This window comes from Dictyoglomus sp. NZ13-RE01, from assembly GCA_002878375.1.
Classification (GTDB): Bacteria; Dictyoglomota; Dictyoglomia; order Dictyoglomales; family Dictyoglomaceae; genus NZ13-RE01.
This window is the reverse complement of record NIRF01000017.1, coordinates 16,227-30,838: the sequence shown is the minus strand read 5'-3', so window position 1 is coordinate 30,838 and position 14,612 is coordinate 16,227. Positions and strand designations below refer to the sequence as shown.

Here is a 14,612-nt window from a genome sequence, read left to right as displayed (position 1 = left end):
TAAAGCTTTTTTAGAAAGAGCTCTAATTGATGGTTTTTTCTCTTTTATTAAACTCATTATTAACACAATTAAAATTTCTTTTATCTTTTTTCTTAAAGAAAAATCTGGTAGAATATTAATGACCATAGTTTTCACCTCCCGGGGTTTGGATGTTATCTCTTTCTAATCTAATTCTAACCCTGGGAGGTTTTTCTTTTCAAAAACTGATTACAGGTCAGTGATAAAAAGGATTACATGATGTATACTTAGAAAAGAAAATTTAAAAGGGGGTATTTTCCTATGAGGATGTTACTCCTAAATTTATTAGTATTATGCTTCATTATTGTTTTTTCATCCTCAGCATTTGCTTTTTCCTTCTCTATATTAGGTGGAAGTGCCTTGAGTTTTCCTACCCCGCTAACTATTTATCAGGATGGTTATGAAACAATAAAAATCGATTCTGCTCAATGGGAAACAAGACCTTTTTATGAAGCCCCCTATTATTCTATTCGTTTTACATTCGGACTATGGTCTATTGAATTAATTCATCATAAACTTTATTTGATATCTGAGCATCCAGATATTCAACAGTTTTGGATAACTCATGGCTATAATCTTATTCTTTTGGAACGTCTGATTCAAAAAGACTCGTGGTTTTACTCTCTTGGAGCAGGTGTCGTTGTCGCACATCCAGAGACTATTGTACGTGGACAAGAACTTTCAGACCCTCCTCATGCTGAGATTAGTTTTACAGGCTACTATTTCTCTGGTATTGCAGGTCATGCTTCTATCGGATATAAGATAAAATTACTTTCCCATATTTCATTTATTGTTGAGACAAAACTTACTGCAGCATGGGCGAGAGTACCAATTGCTAATGGTCATGCGGATGTTCCTAATATAGCAATCCACGGTATTTTTGGTGTTGAAACTAATTGGTAAATAAAAAGGGGCAAGGATTTTACCTTGCCCCTAATTTTATCATTTACATTCGTAGGCTCCTATATCAACACCTGCCCCTTGTGGTCGAGGATTTTTTCAAGATCTTCGGAGGGTGCTCCTTGAGAAGTTCCTCTATCTATGGCAGGACTTTGCGCTTTTAGGTGATAATCTCCATCTTGCCCCCAAGCAGGACTTACAAAAAGAGGATCTCCATAAATATTTCCACTGCCAACCTGAGTAATAGTATTAGAATCATAAGTGTTATTCCCATGAGTTAGTACAAATGCACTGTTTGGAAGATAGAAAAGATTATGGTCTAAAGTAAAACTACTTGCAGAACCTATAAATATAGGAGAATCTTCTCCTCTACCACAAAATATTGTATTTTTTATAATTAATTTTACTGGTATATCTTCATGATCGTATTGTACATACATAAGGTAGTTAGCTCCAAGAGCATCATCTACAGTAACATTTACTATTTCAAATAGGGCATTTGGTGTCTCTGTATCAATTACAATTGGTGACCATGGAGTTACTATAGAATTGTCATCTCCTCTCCCATAAATTAAAGTGTTCTCTACTTTGCTATTTTCTCCCCATAGCTTTACTCCATCACAAGAATTGTTTGCTACTATACAACGACGAATAGTTGTATTTTTCGCCTTTGAATCTATCCCATCTCCATAGTTATGCTCAACAATTGTATCCTCAATTAAAATTGGTCCATCAGAGGGCTCAATCCCAAATCCATCAGGACGGTCATAGGGTCTATTAGAACCATCACCACCTTGATAGTAGTGCCCACTATAGGATAGACTACATCCTCTTATTACTACATTCCTTAAACCACCATATCCCCCTCCAGGACCTCCTATGGCTCCAAAACCACAGTACTCTATTCTACAATTTAATATCTGCAGATCGTCTACATCTTGCGCATCTATACCCATCTCATCAATATGGTGGATATATAGGTCCTTAAGAATAATGTGGCTTGCCTGAGAGCCTAAAATCTCTATACTCTTTTACCTGCTTCTCCCTTAATTGTTATCCATTTATCAACAGTTCCAGAAGGAGGAGTAATCATGTCTTCATAGTATTCTGAGAGAACATATTTTCCATCAAGAATGATGAGAGTATCACCAGGCTTAAGCTGTTTTGAGACATAGCCAGGAGTTGCCCAAGGTTTTTCAAGGGTTCCAGGATTTGAATTGCTTCCCTTTGGAGATACGTAGTAAACATTTCCTGCGCCTTCCATAGTATTTGAGCAAAAGAGAAGGAGAATTAGGATAAAAATAAGGGTGAATTTGGATATGCGAAGGAAGGGAAACATTTTAACACCCCATTTCATCCATCCAGGGGAATAGCTTTCCCTTGGACTTAATTTCCTTTATTTTAATTTTAAAACAATATTTAAAATTGTCAAGTTAGGTAGATTTAGGAAAATTTTTCATTTTCTATTGATTTCTTCCCTTAATTCATTAGCACTCTCCAAATAGGTTTCTATTATTCTTTTACATAAAGGATTATTGTTTGCAAGTTCATTTAATGGTCCAACTCCAACTATATTTCCATCCATAAGCACTACAATTTTATTTGCTAATCTCAAAATATTTGGTTTGTGGGTGATAAGTATTCCCGATTTATCCTTTATAAAATCTTTGAGCTTCTCAAGGAGAAAATTCTCATTTATTACATCCAAGTTTACTAAGGGCTCGTCGATTATGAAAATATCTTTGTCTGCGTATAAAAGTCTTGCTAATTGAATCCTTTGTTTTTCTCCTCCAGAAATAAAGCTCCCTCCTTCTCCAAGAACTCTTCCCCTCAAATGTTCCAATCCAAGCTCTTTTATTACTTTCTCCAATCTCTCCTCATTATACTCTCTACCTAATACTATATTGTTTTCTAATGTATCATTAAAAATTCCTACTTGTTGGGAATAGTATCCTACATATTTAAAAAGCTCTACAGGAGATATATTTCTTATATCATTTCCTAAAAACTCAACTTTTCCTTCATACTCCTTCTCTATTCCTAAAAGAATATTTAAGAGAGTGCTTTTCCCCTCTCCGGAAAGACCAAGAATAGCAGTCTTATCTCCCTTAATAACCTCAAAATTTATATTCTTTAATATTTGCTTTTCATCATAGGAAAAGTTAACATCTTTCAAGGAATAAATAGGCGAGTTTTCCTTTATAGAAATTCTTGTACCTTCGTACGTTTTTTCATATTCTTTTGCTTCTTCAAAGAAATTAAATATGGTATCAAAGTTTGAGACAAGTTTTACAGTGACTTGTACTAAAGATCTGAAGAGGTAGAGAGGTTCTGTAATGTAAGAATAGTATGTTAATATGGCAAGTACAGTACCTACAGTTAATTTTCCTGATATAACAGAGATTCCACCGTAGATAAAAATGAATAAACGAGATAAATACTCGGGAAGCTCGACTAATAGCTTGTCAAATCTTGCCCTTATAAATTCTGCCCTTAATCCTACTTTTATAAACTCATCAGTTAATTTCTTGTATCCTTCCTTTCTCTTCTCTATGCCTTCTCCTGCGAAAATCTCATGTATATTTTCAAAGGTCTCTACAATGTAACTTCCTGCCCTTCTTAAAATTTCATATCCTTTAGAATAGTAAGATTGAGTTCTTTTATTAATAACCTCTGAGTAAAAGGCTACAATTAAAATATTAATCAGGAAAAGTAAAAAGAAGATACGATCCCAAATAAATACTATTCCCATTATAAAAAACATCCTAAGAATTACTATGATATTTCTTATATAACTATAATCAAGTACTCCAAAGGCTTCATTTACTTGATTAAGAATTAATGTTGAATAATAGGCGGAACCCTGTTGTTTTAATTTCTTTATAGGGAAAAAGAAAGATTTAGAGAAAATCTTATTCATAAGATCAAAGGCGGACAAATACTTATTCTTTATATAAATTTGCTCTCCAATAAGCATTAAGATTAAACTGAGAAGATATAAAAAGCCTAAGTAAAAAATAGCTTGCCAGTTTATTGTCTTAAGAGTAAGACTGTCAATAATACTTTTTGTAAGAATTGGAAATAAGAATCCAACTATGACCTCAAAATTAACAAGAAATCCTCCTAAAAAAGTACCAAAAAGGTACCATGAAGAAAGTAAAGAATAAAACTTAAAGACCTTTTTAATATTACTGAAATCCATTTTTCCACCCTCCAATTAAATATTTTGTCTTTAATTTACATCATATCATATGACTTTCAAATTCCCCCTATTTTGGAACATTGACGAAATCTTGATTATATAAAGGCACTACTTATGCTATAATCTCTTATATGAAGGATAAGATTATTGAAATCGTAAAAAAGGAATTAGAAAAGAGAGAAAATATCATATTTGCCTATATATTTGGCTCCTTTGTTAACTCTGAGAAATACAATGATATAGATGTGGCAATTTATGTATCTGATTTTGATAGGGAAAAGGTCTTAGAGATAGAATTTGAGCTTGAGAAGATTTTGGAGGATAAAATTAAAAAACCCTTTGATGTAAGAATTATCAACGAGGCACCCTTAGGATTTGTATATAATGTTTTGATAAATAAAATTATAATAGTGGACAAAGACAGCCTACTACGTTCTGATTTTGAGAGCTTAACCTTTAGAAAATATTTTGATTATAAGCATTTGATAGATGAGTATTTAAGGGAGATTAAAAATGCTCCGCTATAATAAAGATAAAATCTCTAAATTAATCTTTGAGATGCGAAAAGCTATAAGTCGTTTAGACTCTATAAGTGAAATTGATAAGGAAGAATTTTTAAAAAATCAGGATAAGATTGATAGTGCTAAATACAATTTCATAATTGCTATTGAGTCTGCTATAGATATTTGCAATCATTTAATATCTCAGAATGGATTTAGACCTCCTCAGGATTACGCAGATACTTTTGTGGTTCTTGCAGAACAGGGAATTTTAGAAGATGAATTTGTGAATAATTTGAAGAATATGGTGAAATTTAGGAATAGACTTGTACATATATACTGGGAAATTAATAATAAACAGATTTACATGATATTAAAAAATAATATCAGAGATCTCAAAAAGCTTTTAAACAGAATAATAGAAATTCTTGAAACATAATAAGCATGATGGAATTAAAAAAGCATTTCTAAAGGTAAGCAAAATATCGAGTTATTCTGAAAAAATGTAATATAATTAGAAAAAAATTTATCTCATTTAAAAATATGCCAAGGAAAATTCCATATATGAAACCTCAAAGCAGTTCTATTCACTTTCATGTCTCTTTATAAAAGAAAGATTTTATTACCCTGAAAAAATAAGGAAAAAGTTTAGGGAATTAATAGCCTCTTAACGTTCTCTATAAAATCAACAAAATCTTTTATGTCGTGTTTTGCATAATCCTATATCAGACCAAAATTCCTCTACTTCAAAGGAAGTTAACCTTTGAATCTCCTCTAAGGATTCATTTATATCTGAAATTCTCTGCTTTATCTTTTCAATATCGATCTGCATTAGGAAAGAAGCTCCTTTAAGGATAAATAAGATATGTATTCATTAGCAATGGCTTCTTGTGATGTTTCTTCTATTAGATCTGTAAGGAATTTTTTACATGATTTAATACCCTTAAATCAATAATTTCAAAGGGCAAATTAATTTTTTTGGAAATTTCTACTGTTAATTTAAGCTCTAATTCATTGATACTCTTTTCATCAAATTCTTTAATATAAATACCTATATCAATATCTCTAAAAGAAGTATTATCTAAAAAAGAACCATACACATATGCAAAAATTATATTCTCTTCTCTTTGAAGAATTCTTCTTATCTCCTCGATAATTTTTTCTTTTTCTATCTCATTAAGAAGGTAGAATTCCTTAGTCATAAAAATATTATAGCACTTCTCTTAAAAAGAAGTTACACCATTAGTAAAAATCAATATTTCCAATGTGTCTTGCTTTATGCTCTAAAAATTTGATTATAAAATTACCTAAAAGAAAATATATGAAAAGTAATATAATCTCAGAAGTTATGTAAGGTATTGCCATAGATATCCTATCTTGTACTATATAATTTAGTCCTTCAATAAGATGTGAGAGAGGGAAGACGCAAGATAAATATTTTAAAAACACTGGAAATTTTGATATAGGAATATTAACACCACTTAGTAAAATCATTAATACCTCTACTCCATTAAGAAGCATATTTATATCTCTGGTTAAGAGCCCTAAGCTTGCTATAAGACTTCCAAAAAGGCTCACTGATACTACTCCTATTATCACCAATAAAAAAATATATATAAACTGATGAAGAGGATAATATAATTTGAAACCTATAAACATAATGGTTAATACAATTAATACTGTAAGAAAAGCGTCAAGAATATGGAAAAATATCTTTTGGAGAATAATTCTCATGCGCGAGCGAGGACTTACGATAAAATACATCAATGTACCCTGCTGTCTTTCAGAAAAATAAATTATACCTATTCCCTTTAAAGCACTTATTGAAGAAAGGAGAATGGCATTTCCTAAAATAAAAACTGCAATATTAGCCCTTTCTTTATATCCGTACAATATCAAAAAAGAATAAAAAAGATATCTAAATATAGGATTGATAACTTTTTCAATCATATAAGCCTATGGATTTAGCCATAATGAAACTCCTTTATATGCCAACCAAGAATTTCTCAAAAATGTCAACACTCTCCTAAGCATTAAATGCCCCCAAAAGTTGCATTTTTTCTATTTTCCCTTTCTATATATTTAAAGAGAAAATGTCCTAATAAGATATATAAAAGACTTAAAAAGATGGACCAATAAAATTCTTTTTCAATACCAAAGTCTTTTTGCAAAGAATTTTTTAAGAATGACACACTCCATCTAATAGGAAGGAAAGCGGATATATATTGAGCCCATAATGGAAGAATTTCCACAGGGAATAAAATTCCAGATATAAAATATATGGGATATAGAATAGAAGACATTAAAGAAAAAGCATTCCTCGATAAGGTAAATAAGGTTGAAATTAAGAAGGATGTTGCTAAAAGAGAAAGTAAAAGGGAAAACAGTGAAAATAAGAATAGGTCAATACGGTAAATTATCAAGGGAACTTTCAAAATTAGTATGGAATAAATTATGACTATTGCAAAAGAAATAAGACCTATTAAAGTATTGGCTAAAATCTTTGCAAGAATTATAAACTCAAATTTTACTGGAGTAATAGATACAACTTCAAGGGTCCCAGAAAGTCTTTCCCTCTCAATCTCAATAGCAGAAGAATAGCAGGCAAGTCCCCATAAGGAGGCAATCCCACTTCCCCAAATTATATAGACTACCTCTCTTCCTGAATATATGAAGTATAAAAGGGTTGAAAAGAATATAGGCATGACGAAAATAGAAAATTTATATAAATTTCTTGAAAAAGATAGTTTATAATGTGTTTTAAATATAGATAGCAAAACTTTAAAATTCATAATTTTGAATTATTCTCCTATCCTAATAGCTTTAAATATACATCTTCTAATGAAGTCTTTTTTATAAAAAGATCATGGATTGGAGTCTCTTGGAAAATCGTAAAAACATTAGATATAGCCTTAGGCTCTGGATCAGTAATTATAATAATCTCTAAGAAGTCTCCATTTTTCGTATATTTTTAAATCTTTAACATACTTTGATTTTTCAAGCTCCTTTATTATTGTTTTAGAGTATTTATCAATCAATAACTTAATCTCAAAACTTTCTGAATATTTACTCTTTAAAGATGCTGGTGTATCTATCGTTATAATTTCTCCGCTTTTAAGAAGTGCAACCCTATCACAAAGCTCCTCTACTTCTTGCATATAATGACTCGTAAAAATAATTGTTTTCCCCATATTTTTCAACTTTTTAACTACATTTCTTATATCTCTTGCTCCTATGGGATCAAGACCAATGGTAGGCTCATCTAAAAAGATAATCTCAGGATCATTAATAAGCCCTCTTGCAATTTGTAATCTCTGTTTCATTCCCTTGGAATATGTTTCTACTTTATCCTTTAATCTATCAGAAGGTAAGCCAACAATCTCAAGTAATTCTCTTATTCTTTCCTTCCTATTTTTGTATGGTACACCATATAAATCAGCAAAATATTCTAAATTTTCAATAGCAGATAGTCTTGCATAGAGATTTCTTTCTCCTCCCATAACAAAATTTATACTCTTTCTAACCTTTTCAGGTTCTTTTATTACATCGTAGCCTAAAATTTTAACTTCACCACTTGTAGGTAAAAGCAAAGTACTAAGTATTTTTATAGTGGTAGTTTTTCCAGCCCCATTAGGTCCTAAAAATCCTACTATCTCTCCCTCTTTTATCTCCATAGAGATTCCATCCACTGCTTTTACGTAAAAATAGTTATTAGAGAAAAGATCCTTTACTGCGCCCCAAAATCCTTCCCGCCTATTTAATACCTTAAAATACTTCCTCAAGTTATTTACTTTTATTACTGTACTTACCATAAACTTAGATCCTTTTTAATCTTTTCCCTATCAATTTTTATAGGAATAAAGGGGAATAAAAGATTTATAAGAAATAAAAATCTATTCCAAGTGAACCTATAAAGGAGGGATTTAAAAACAAAAAGAATAGCCTTAGATCTATTAACCTTTTGATTCATAAAACCAAGGGTAAAATATTTTCTTCCAATAATATCCTTTATCCTATTAACACATTCTCTTTTTCTCACTATTTTTTCAGAATTTTTTATAATATCTCCATGAATGGAATTTAATTTTTTTTGTCCCAAGCCCACAAAAGTAAACTTATCTATAAACTCTCTATTATCTAAAACCTCATCAACATTTACATCTCTTCTATCAAAGAAATTATAAATACTATCAGGACTTTGATAATAATAAAGATGGTAATTGTCTATTAAGCAGAAGGGGTAATGAAGTATAACCCTATATACAAAATCTGAATCCTCGCATACAGATAAGTCTTCATTAAATAATCCAATCTTTTCAATAACATCTCTTTTAATGACTAAGGTATTAATATGGGTACAATAAGAACCACCTTTAAGAAAAGATTCCTCATAAAAATTATCTCCAAAAAAGATATACTTTCCTTCTACTTTGGGATTAAAAATGGAGATTATTCTTTCTAACCTTGCACGCTCCTCAGGTATATCTGGATCAAAAACTTTTCTAAAATCCCCATTCCCTTTGACTATTATCCATAATGCAAAACAAACATTTACATCATAATTCTTTAAAACATCAATGCATTCTTCCAAATGAACTTCCGACCACTCATCATCTGAATCTAAAAAGGCTATATATTCTCCCTTGGAGTTTAATATGCCAAAATTCCTTGCTCCTGCTGGTCCTTTCTTCCTCTCATTCTTTAAATATCTTATCCTATCATCTAAAGAGATATACTTTTTTACTAAACTTTCGGTATTATCGTTGCTTCTATCATCCACAATCAAAAGCTCCCAATCTTTATAGGTCTGCCTCCTTACAGACTCTATAGCCCGAGGAAGCAATTTTTCTCTATTAAATGTGGGAATGATTATGCTGATTTTTTCAGACATGGGTTTCTACTGCAATAATTTATATGCCAAGATAATCCTTGATATAAAGAGGATACATCTAATTCTCTTAATTTACTGCCCTCTTCAGAACCTGTATCTACCACTACAATTTCATCTACAAAGGGTTTTACACTTTTTTATACACCGGATTTAAAGAAGCCCCTCCATTTTTAGTGATTATACAAGCGCTTATCCTCATTAATTCCCCCTTCTTTGTATAGGTATCCCTTGTTAATTTTAACATGAAATTAGAAACTTGGTATAGAGGCAGTTGCCACACTTCAAAAATATGTATGACTTCTTGTTAGAGTATTTAGGTGTTAAATATGTCTATACCTAATTTATCAAGCATATTTTGTAATCTGATCTGTAATCATTTTTTGAAAAGAAAAACCTCCTAAGGTTAGACTTAGGTTAGATATCTAACAATCCAACCTTAGGAGGTGAGAAGTGTAGTCATAAATTTTATCGAGTTTTGGAGTAAAAACGGTTTAAAATAATGACTAATATCAATATTATACCCCACAATGCATTACTTAAATGAGAGGAGAGACCTAACAAATTAAATCCTGTTCCAACTATTTGAAGTATAGTTACCGCAATAAACACTCCTAAAACCCTTCCAAAACCACCTGAAGGGCTTACCCCCCCCAAAACACAAATTAATACTGTAAGGAGAAGAAAAGACCCTCCATAATCTGCTTGGGCTGCATTAAAGCGAGAAATCATAACTAAAGAAGCAACTCCAGAAAGAAAGGAAGAAATTAAATAACTTTTAAATAGAAGTGACTTATTATTAATTCCAGAAAATAAAGTTGCCAATGGGTTTGATCCTAACATATAGATACAAATTCCAAAAGAAGTTTTATATAATATAAGAGCCATAAGCAAAGAAAAAAGAATAAAAATAATGAAAGAAACAGGAACCCCTAAAATATAACCATTGCCAATAAAAAGAAAACTATCTGGAAATCCTGATATAACATAGCCTTTAGTTATTGCAAGAGAAATTCCCTTTATAAGGATCATACTTCCAAGAGTACCAATTATTGGTGGAACTTCAATAAAAGATATAATAAAACCATTAAAGATTCCAACAAGAAGAGCAGAAAAAAGTCCTAAAAGAATTGCTAAGGGGACGTTATACCAAGCTTTTATATTAGTTAGAATAAGAGCAGTAATTATTCCTGATAAGTTTGCTGTAGATATTATCGAAAGATCAATACCTCCTGTTAACATGGGAATTAATTGAGCTAAAGTAAGTAAGCCCAAAAGGGGCATTTGAAATGCCATTGCTTCCAAACTATTAAGTTTTAAAAATTTTCCTCCAGTAAGAAGGGTCATAGAAACCAAAAGAAATGACAAAATCAATGTTAAGATAACAATTTCAAGATTCCTTGTATAAAGTTGAGAAAGCTTACTATTCAACATCAATCTTCACCATCCTCTTCCCTCTAAGTTTAGATTGATAAGTAGCAAAACTCGCAGCTATAGCTATAATTAATCCTACAACTACCTGATGCCAATAGGAGGGCAGTTTCATAAGAATAAGACCGTTTTTAATAACTGCAAATAATAAAACTCCTAATATTGTTCCCAGAACGCTTCCTACACCTCCTGATATACTTGCTCCTCCTAATATTACTGCTGCAATAACATCTAATTCTTGCCCTACTATTGCGTTTGGCTGAATGATTTGTCCTAATTGAGCATGTACAAAAGCAGCAATTCCTGATAAAAATCCCATATATCCGTAAACAAAAAGCTGAATGCGAAATATGTTAAATCCTACTCTTCTTGCAGCCTCCAAATTTCCTCCTATAGCATAGATCTTTCTACCAATAGGAAGATATTTCAGAATAAACCATGTGAATATAGCAAGAATTATCCAGAAAAGAGTAAAAATAGAAAGTCCTGTAACACTATATGGAGTTGCGATTTGGAATACCTTTACATAAGCAAAATCTGTGAAAGATGGGGGGAAGGAGTACATCCATTTTCCACCCGTAAAAAATATTAAAAGTCCATAAAAAATATTCAATGTAGCTATTGTAATAATCACAGGATGGACCTTGGTTATATAAATTAAAACTGCATTAATTAAACCCAAAATTACTCCTATAGGAATAGGGATTAAAAAAGTAAGAAAGATATTATTCACGTAATAACTAGTAATAATTAACCCCATTATATATTGAGCTACAGTAGTGATTGCAGTAAAAGAAACATCTATACCTCCTGATATTAAAACTACTAATTCACCAAGGGCTAAAATTCCTAAAAAGGCATTATTTCTCAATAAATCAAAAATATTGTCAAGAGTTAAAAAAGTAGGATTTACCAATGCTAAAATCAAAGATAAAATAATAAGGACTAAAAGTATATAAAACTCCTGTCTATTTAAAAATTTTAAATTAGAAATTTTCATCATGATATACTTACCTCTATTTCCTTACTCCAGACTTTTTGATATAACTCTTCTTCAGTCATCTTTTCACTCAAAAATTCTCCCATAATCTTCCCTTTTCTCATAACTAAAATACGATTACAGTTATTAAGAACCTCTGGAATCTCTTCAGAAATAAGTATTATACTAACACCATGAGAAGCTAGTTCCCTAATAGTTTCATAAATACTATTCTTAGCTAAGACATCTATTCCTATGGTAGGGCTATCCATAATAAGAATTTGAGGCTGAATCAAGAACCACTTAGCAATAACAACTTTTTGTTGATTTCCTCCGGAAAGATTTTTAACTGGAATTTTGATTGATGGGGTTTTAATATTGAATTTCCTTATAGCTTCTTTTGTTATTTCCTTTTTTCTTAAAGAGTCTATCAATTTAAGGCGATTTAATAGTTTCTTTAGAATAGTAATAGAAATATTGTTTTCTATGGATTGGTTTAAAACTAATCCCTGATTTAGTCTATCCTCAGGAATATATCCTATTCCTTGATTTATTGCGTCTATGTTTGACTTTAACTCTACAAATTTCCCCTTTATGTAAATCTCTCCACTGTTAGGAGGATTCATACCAAAAAGAGAAAGGGCAAGTTCGGTTTTTCCTGAGCCTAATGGACCTACTATTCCTAATACTTCCCCTTTATAAAGTTTAAAACTGATATTCTTATATTGTCCCTTTTTAGACAAATTTTTAACTTCTAATACAATTTCTTTATTATTAGGTTTATAAAAATATTTTTGATAAAAGATTTCTTTCCCTGTCATCAGATATGTTAATTTCTGTTTACTAGCCTCATTTATATTTATCGTAGCTATTTTCTTTCCATCTCTTAATATTGTAATTCTTTCTCCAATTTCCAAAATTTCATCTAATTTATGACTAATAAATAAAATAGAAATTCCCTTTTCTTTCAAAGTTCTTAAGATGTTGAATAAATGTATTACTTCCTCTCTTGTTAAAGAAGAAGTAGGTTCGTCCATTATGATTAATTTGGCTTCACTGGCTAAAGCTCTACAAATAGCAATTAACTGTTGTTCAGCAATTGGCAATGAGCCTACAAGGGCATCTATGGGAAGATTTATTTCTAATTTATCCAGAGTCTCTTTTGCAATTTTTTTCATTCTATTCCAATGAATAACCTTCGAGTGTTTTATATATTGAGCTATTGATATATTTTCTGCTACTGATAAGTTAGGAAAAAGAGAGAAATCTTGATGAACTACTTGAATACCTCTTTTAAATGCTTCAAGAGGTGTAAGCTTAGAAAATTTTACTCCTTCAATAATTATTTCCCCGCCTAATTCAGGTTCTACCACACCAGTAATAATTTTTACAAGCGTACTTTTTCCAGAGCCATTTTCTCCTACTAAGCAGTGGATCTCACCTTTTTTAATATCAAGATCTACATTGGAAAGAGCAATAACTCCACCGTAGCTCTTATTTATATTTTTTACTTCCAAAAAAGTTTCATTCACTTTATCTCCTCCTGGAATTAATTGGGATGGGGAGAACCCCCATCCCAAAAGTATTAGATAATTATAAACTATACACTTAGAATCCTAACTTCTTAGCATCAGTAGCTGTTCTCATTAATTTAATTCTATTTACACTAATAACCTTTCCATCTACCTTGATAGGACCTAAATTTGGAATTTCTAATCCAGAAACAATTTGTTTTTTATCCATCATTAATTTTGCAATATATACCATCATGTAACCTGCCTCCTTAGGATCCCAAAGCTGAGCCCAATCCATAGATCCATCTCTCAAATAATCAACTGCAGTCGATGGAATAGCACTTCCTCCTACAATTACTTTATGTTGCATACCTAACTCTCTTACAGCCCTTGCTGCGCCAAGGGGTCCTAAACTGCCCCATCCAATTATAGCCTTCAATTTATTCCCATATGTTCTAATTAAATCTAATGCAGCTTTTCTGGAATCTTCCACACTTTCTGCGACAGGTAATCTTGGAGTAAGTTCTTTTAAGAAAGGTACACTCTCTTTTACATAGTTCAAAGCTACATCTGCCCAGAAGTTATGTAATGGGACTGTTAATCCTCCTACAAACATGACGAAACCTGCAGGATTATCAGCAGTATATTTTACTCCACCAGAATGTTTGGAAAGATTTAATACTATTTCATTAATTGCCATCTTTCCGTAAGCAACACTATCTATTGTCTCTATATCGTAATCTACATCTTCCACTTCGAAAGGTGATTCATGAGTTAGAATAACAATACCTTTACTCCTTGCTTTCTTGAAGGTAGGTTTTAGTGCTTTTGCATCTGTTGGTACCACGCAAATAGCGTCGACACCTCTAGTAATTAAATCCTCAACCATTGATACCTGTGGTGCAGCATCCGCAGTAGAGGGGCCTATTAGTGAGGCTTTTATTCCGAGCTCTTTTCCAGCTTGTTGTACACCTTCTGCCATACGGTTAAACCATGGGATACCTGCAATTTTTACAACTACAACAACTTCTTTTTGAGCTTGAGCGTTGGTTGGGAATATGAAGAGGGATAGAATTAGGGAGACTAAGATTAAGAGGATCAACTTTTTACTCATGCTTTCGCCTCCTATTTAAATTGAATTTCGATTAAATTATATCAAAAATGAAAAATAAAAACAATC

Annotated in this window: 14 protein-coding genes and 1 pseudogene; 3 read left to right on the top strand and 12 right to left on the bottom strand. The window is 31.4% G+C overall.

The features are described 5' to 3' along the window. Positions 1-279 precede the first annotated feature (279 nt). Positions 280-921 carry a hypothetical protein gene (locus CBR30_08940; GenBank protein PMQ00886.1) on the top strand — a complete coding sequence of 214 codons (642 nt, stop codon included), beginning with the start codon at positions 280-282 and terminating at the stop codon, positions 919-921. Positions 922-980: 59 nt separating this feature from the next. Here CBR30_08940 and CBR30_08935 read toward each other — a convergent pair whose 3' ends face one another. The 3 genes from CBR30_08935 to CBR30_08925 all read right to left on the bottom strand — a co-directional run bounded on the left by CBR30_08935 (position 981) and on the right by CBR30_08925 (position 4,120). Next, positions 981-1,943, bottom strand: a complete 963-nt coding sequence (locus CBR30_08935; GenBank protein ID PMQ00885.1) for a hypothetical protein — start codon at positions 1,941-1,943, stop codon at positions 981-983. After that, positions 1,940-2,257: a hypothetical protein gene (locus CBR30_08930; GenBank protein PMQ00884.1), complete on the bottom strand. Its 318-nt coding sequence runs from the start codon at positions 2,255-2,257 to the stop codon at positions 1,940-1,942. Before CBR30_08930 ends, CBR30_08935 begins: the two co-directional genes overlap by 4 nt. Before the next feature lie 117 nt (positions 2,258-2,374). Continuing rightward, positions 2,375-4,120 carry an ABC transporter ATP-binding protein gene (locus CBR30_08925; protein ID PMQ00883.1) on the bottom strand — a complete coding sequence of 582 codons (1,746 nt, stop codon included), beginning with the start codon at positions 4,118-4,120 and terminating at the stop codon, positions 2,375-2,377. 131 nt (positions 4,121-4,251) lie between these two features. Between CBR30_08925 and CBR30_08920 the strand changes: the two genes are divergently transcribed. Further along, entirely contained in the window at positions 4,252-4,647 is a 396-nt protein-coding gene (locus CBR30_08920) for a nucleotidyltransferase (GenBank protein ID PMQ00882.1), read from the top strand. After that, complete coding sequence (locus tag CBR30_08915; protein PMQ00881.1) at positions 4,634-5,059, top strand: hypothetical protein; 426 nt, start codon at positions 4,634-4,636, stop codon at positions 5,057-5,059. Before CBR30_08920 ends, CBR30_08915 begins: the two co-directional genes overlap by 14 nt. Before the next feature lie 392 nt (positions 5,060-5,451). On the opposite strand, the pseudogene CBR30_08910 reads toward CBR30_08915, so the two are convergent. From CBR30_08910 to CBR30_08870, 9 genes and pseudogenes are all read right to left on the bottom strand, one after another. Continuing rightward, positions 5,452-5,822, bottom strand: a pseudogene (locus CBR30_08910) (nucleotidyltransferase). A gap of 40 nt (positions 5,823-5,862) precedes the next feature. Next, the gene (locus CBR30_08905; GenBank protein ID PMQ00880.1) at positions 5,863-6,570 is read right to left on the bottom strand and encodes an ABC transporter; all 708 of its coding nucleotides are present in this window, start codon (positions 6,568-6,570) and stop codon (positions 5,863-5,865) included. 83 nt (positions 6,571-6,653) lie between these two features. Continuing rightward, positions 6,654-7,412 (bottom strand): hypothetical protein, encoded by a 759-nt coding sequence (locus tag CBR30_08900; protein PMQ00879.1) that lies wholly within the window; start codon positions 7,410-7,412, stop codon positions 6,654-6,656. 132 nt (positions 7,413-7,544) lie between these two features. Then, a complete protein-coding gene (locus tag CBR30_08895; GenBank protein PMQ00878.1) occupies positions 7,545-8,432 on the bottom strand; it encodes an ABC transporter in 888 nt (295 codons plus the stop codon). Continuing rightward, positions 8,426-9,511, bottom strand: coding sequence for a glycosyl transferase (locus CBR30_08890; GenBank protein ID PMQ00877.1), 1,086 nt, complete (start codon positions 9,509-9,511; stop codon positions 8,426-8,428). Before CBR30_08890 ends, CBR30_08895 begins: the two co-directional genes overlap by 7 nt. A gap of 465 nt (positions 9,512-9,976) precedes the next feature. Beyond that, positions 9,977-10,942 (bottom strand): sugar ABC transporter permease, encoded by a 966-nt coding sequence (locus CBR30_08885; protein PMQ00876.1) that lies wholly within the window; start codon positions 10,940-10,942, stop codon positions 9,977-9,979. Then, the gene (locus CBR30_08880) at positions 10,932-11,939 is read right to left on the bottom strand and encodes a sugar ABC transporter permease (protein PMQ00890.1); all 1,008 of its coding nucleotides are present in this window, start codon (positions 11,937-11,939) and stop codon (positions 10,932-10,934) included. Before CBR30_08880 ends, CBR30_08885 begins: the two co-directional genes overlap by 11 nt. Continuing rightward, on the bottom strand, positions 11,939-13,468 hold the full coding sequence (locus CBR30_08875; protein ID PMQ00889.1) for a lipase: 1,530 nt from the start codon (positions 13,466-13,468) through the stop codon (positions 11,939-11,941). The genes CBR30_08880 and CBR30_08875 overlap by 1 nt, the downstream gene beginning before the upstream one ends. 58 nt (positions 13,469-13,526) lie before the next feature. Next, a complete protein-coding gene (locus CBR30_08870) occupies positions 13,527-14,546 on the bottom strand; it encodes a LacI family transcriptional regulator (protein ID PMQ00875.1) in 1,020 nt (339 codons plus the stop codon). Between the last annotated feature and the right edge of the window lie 66 nt (positions 14,547-14,612).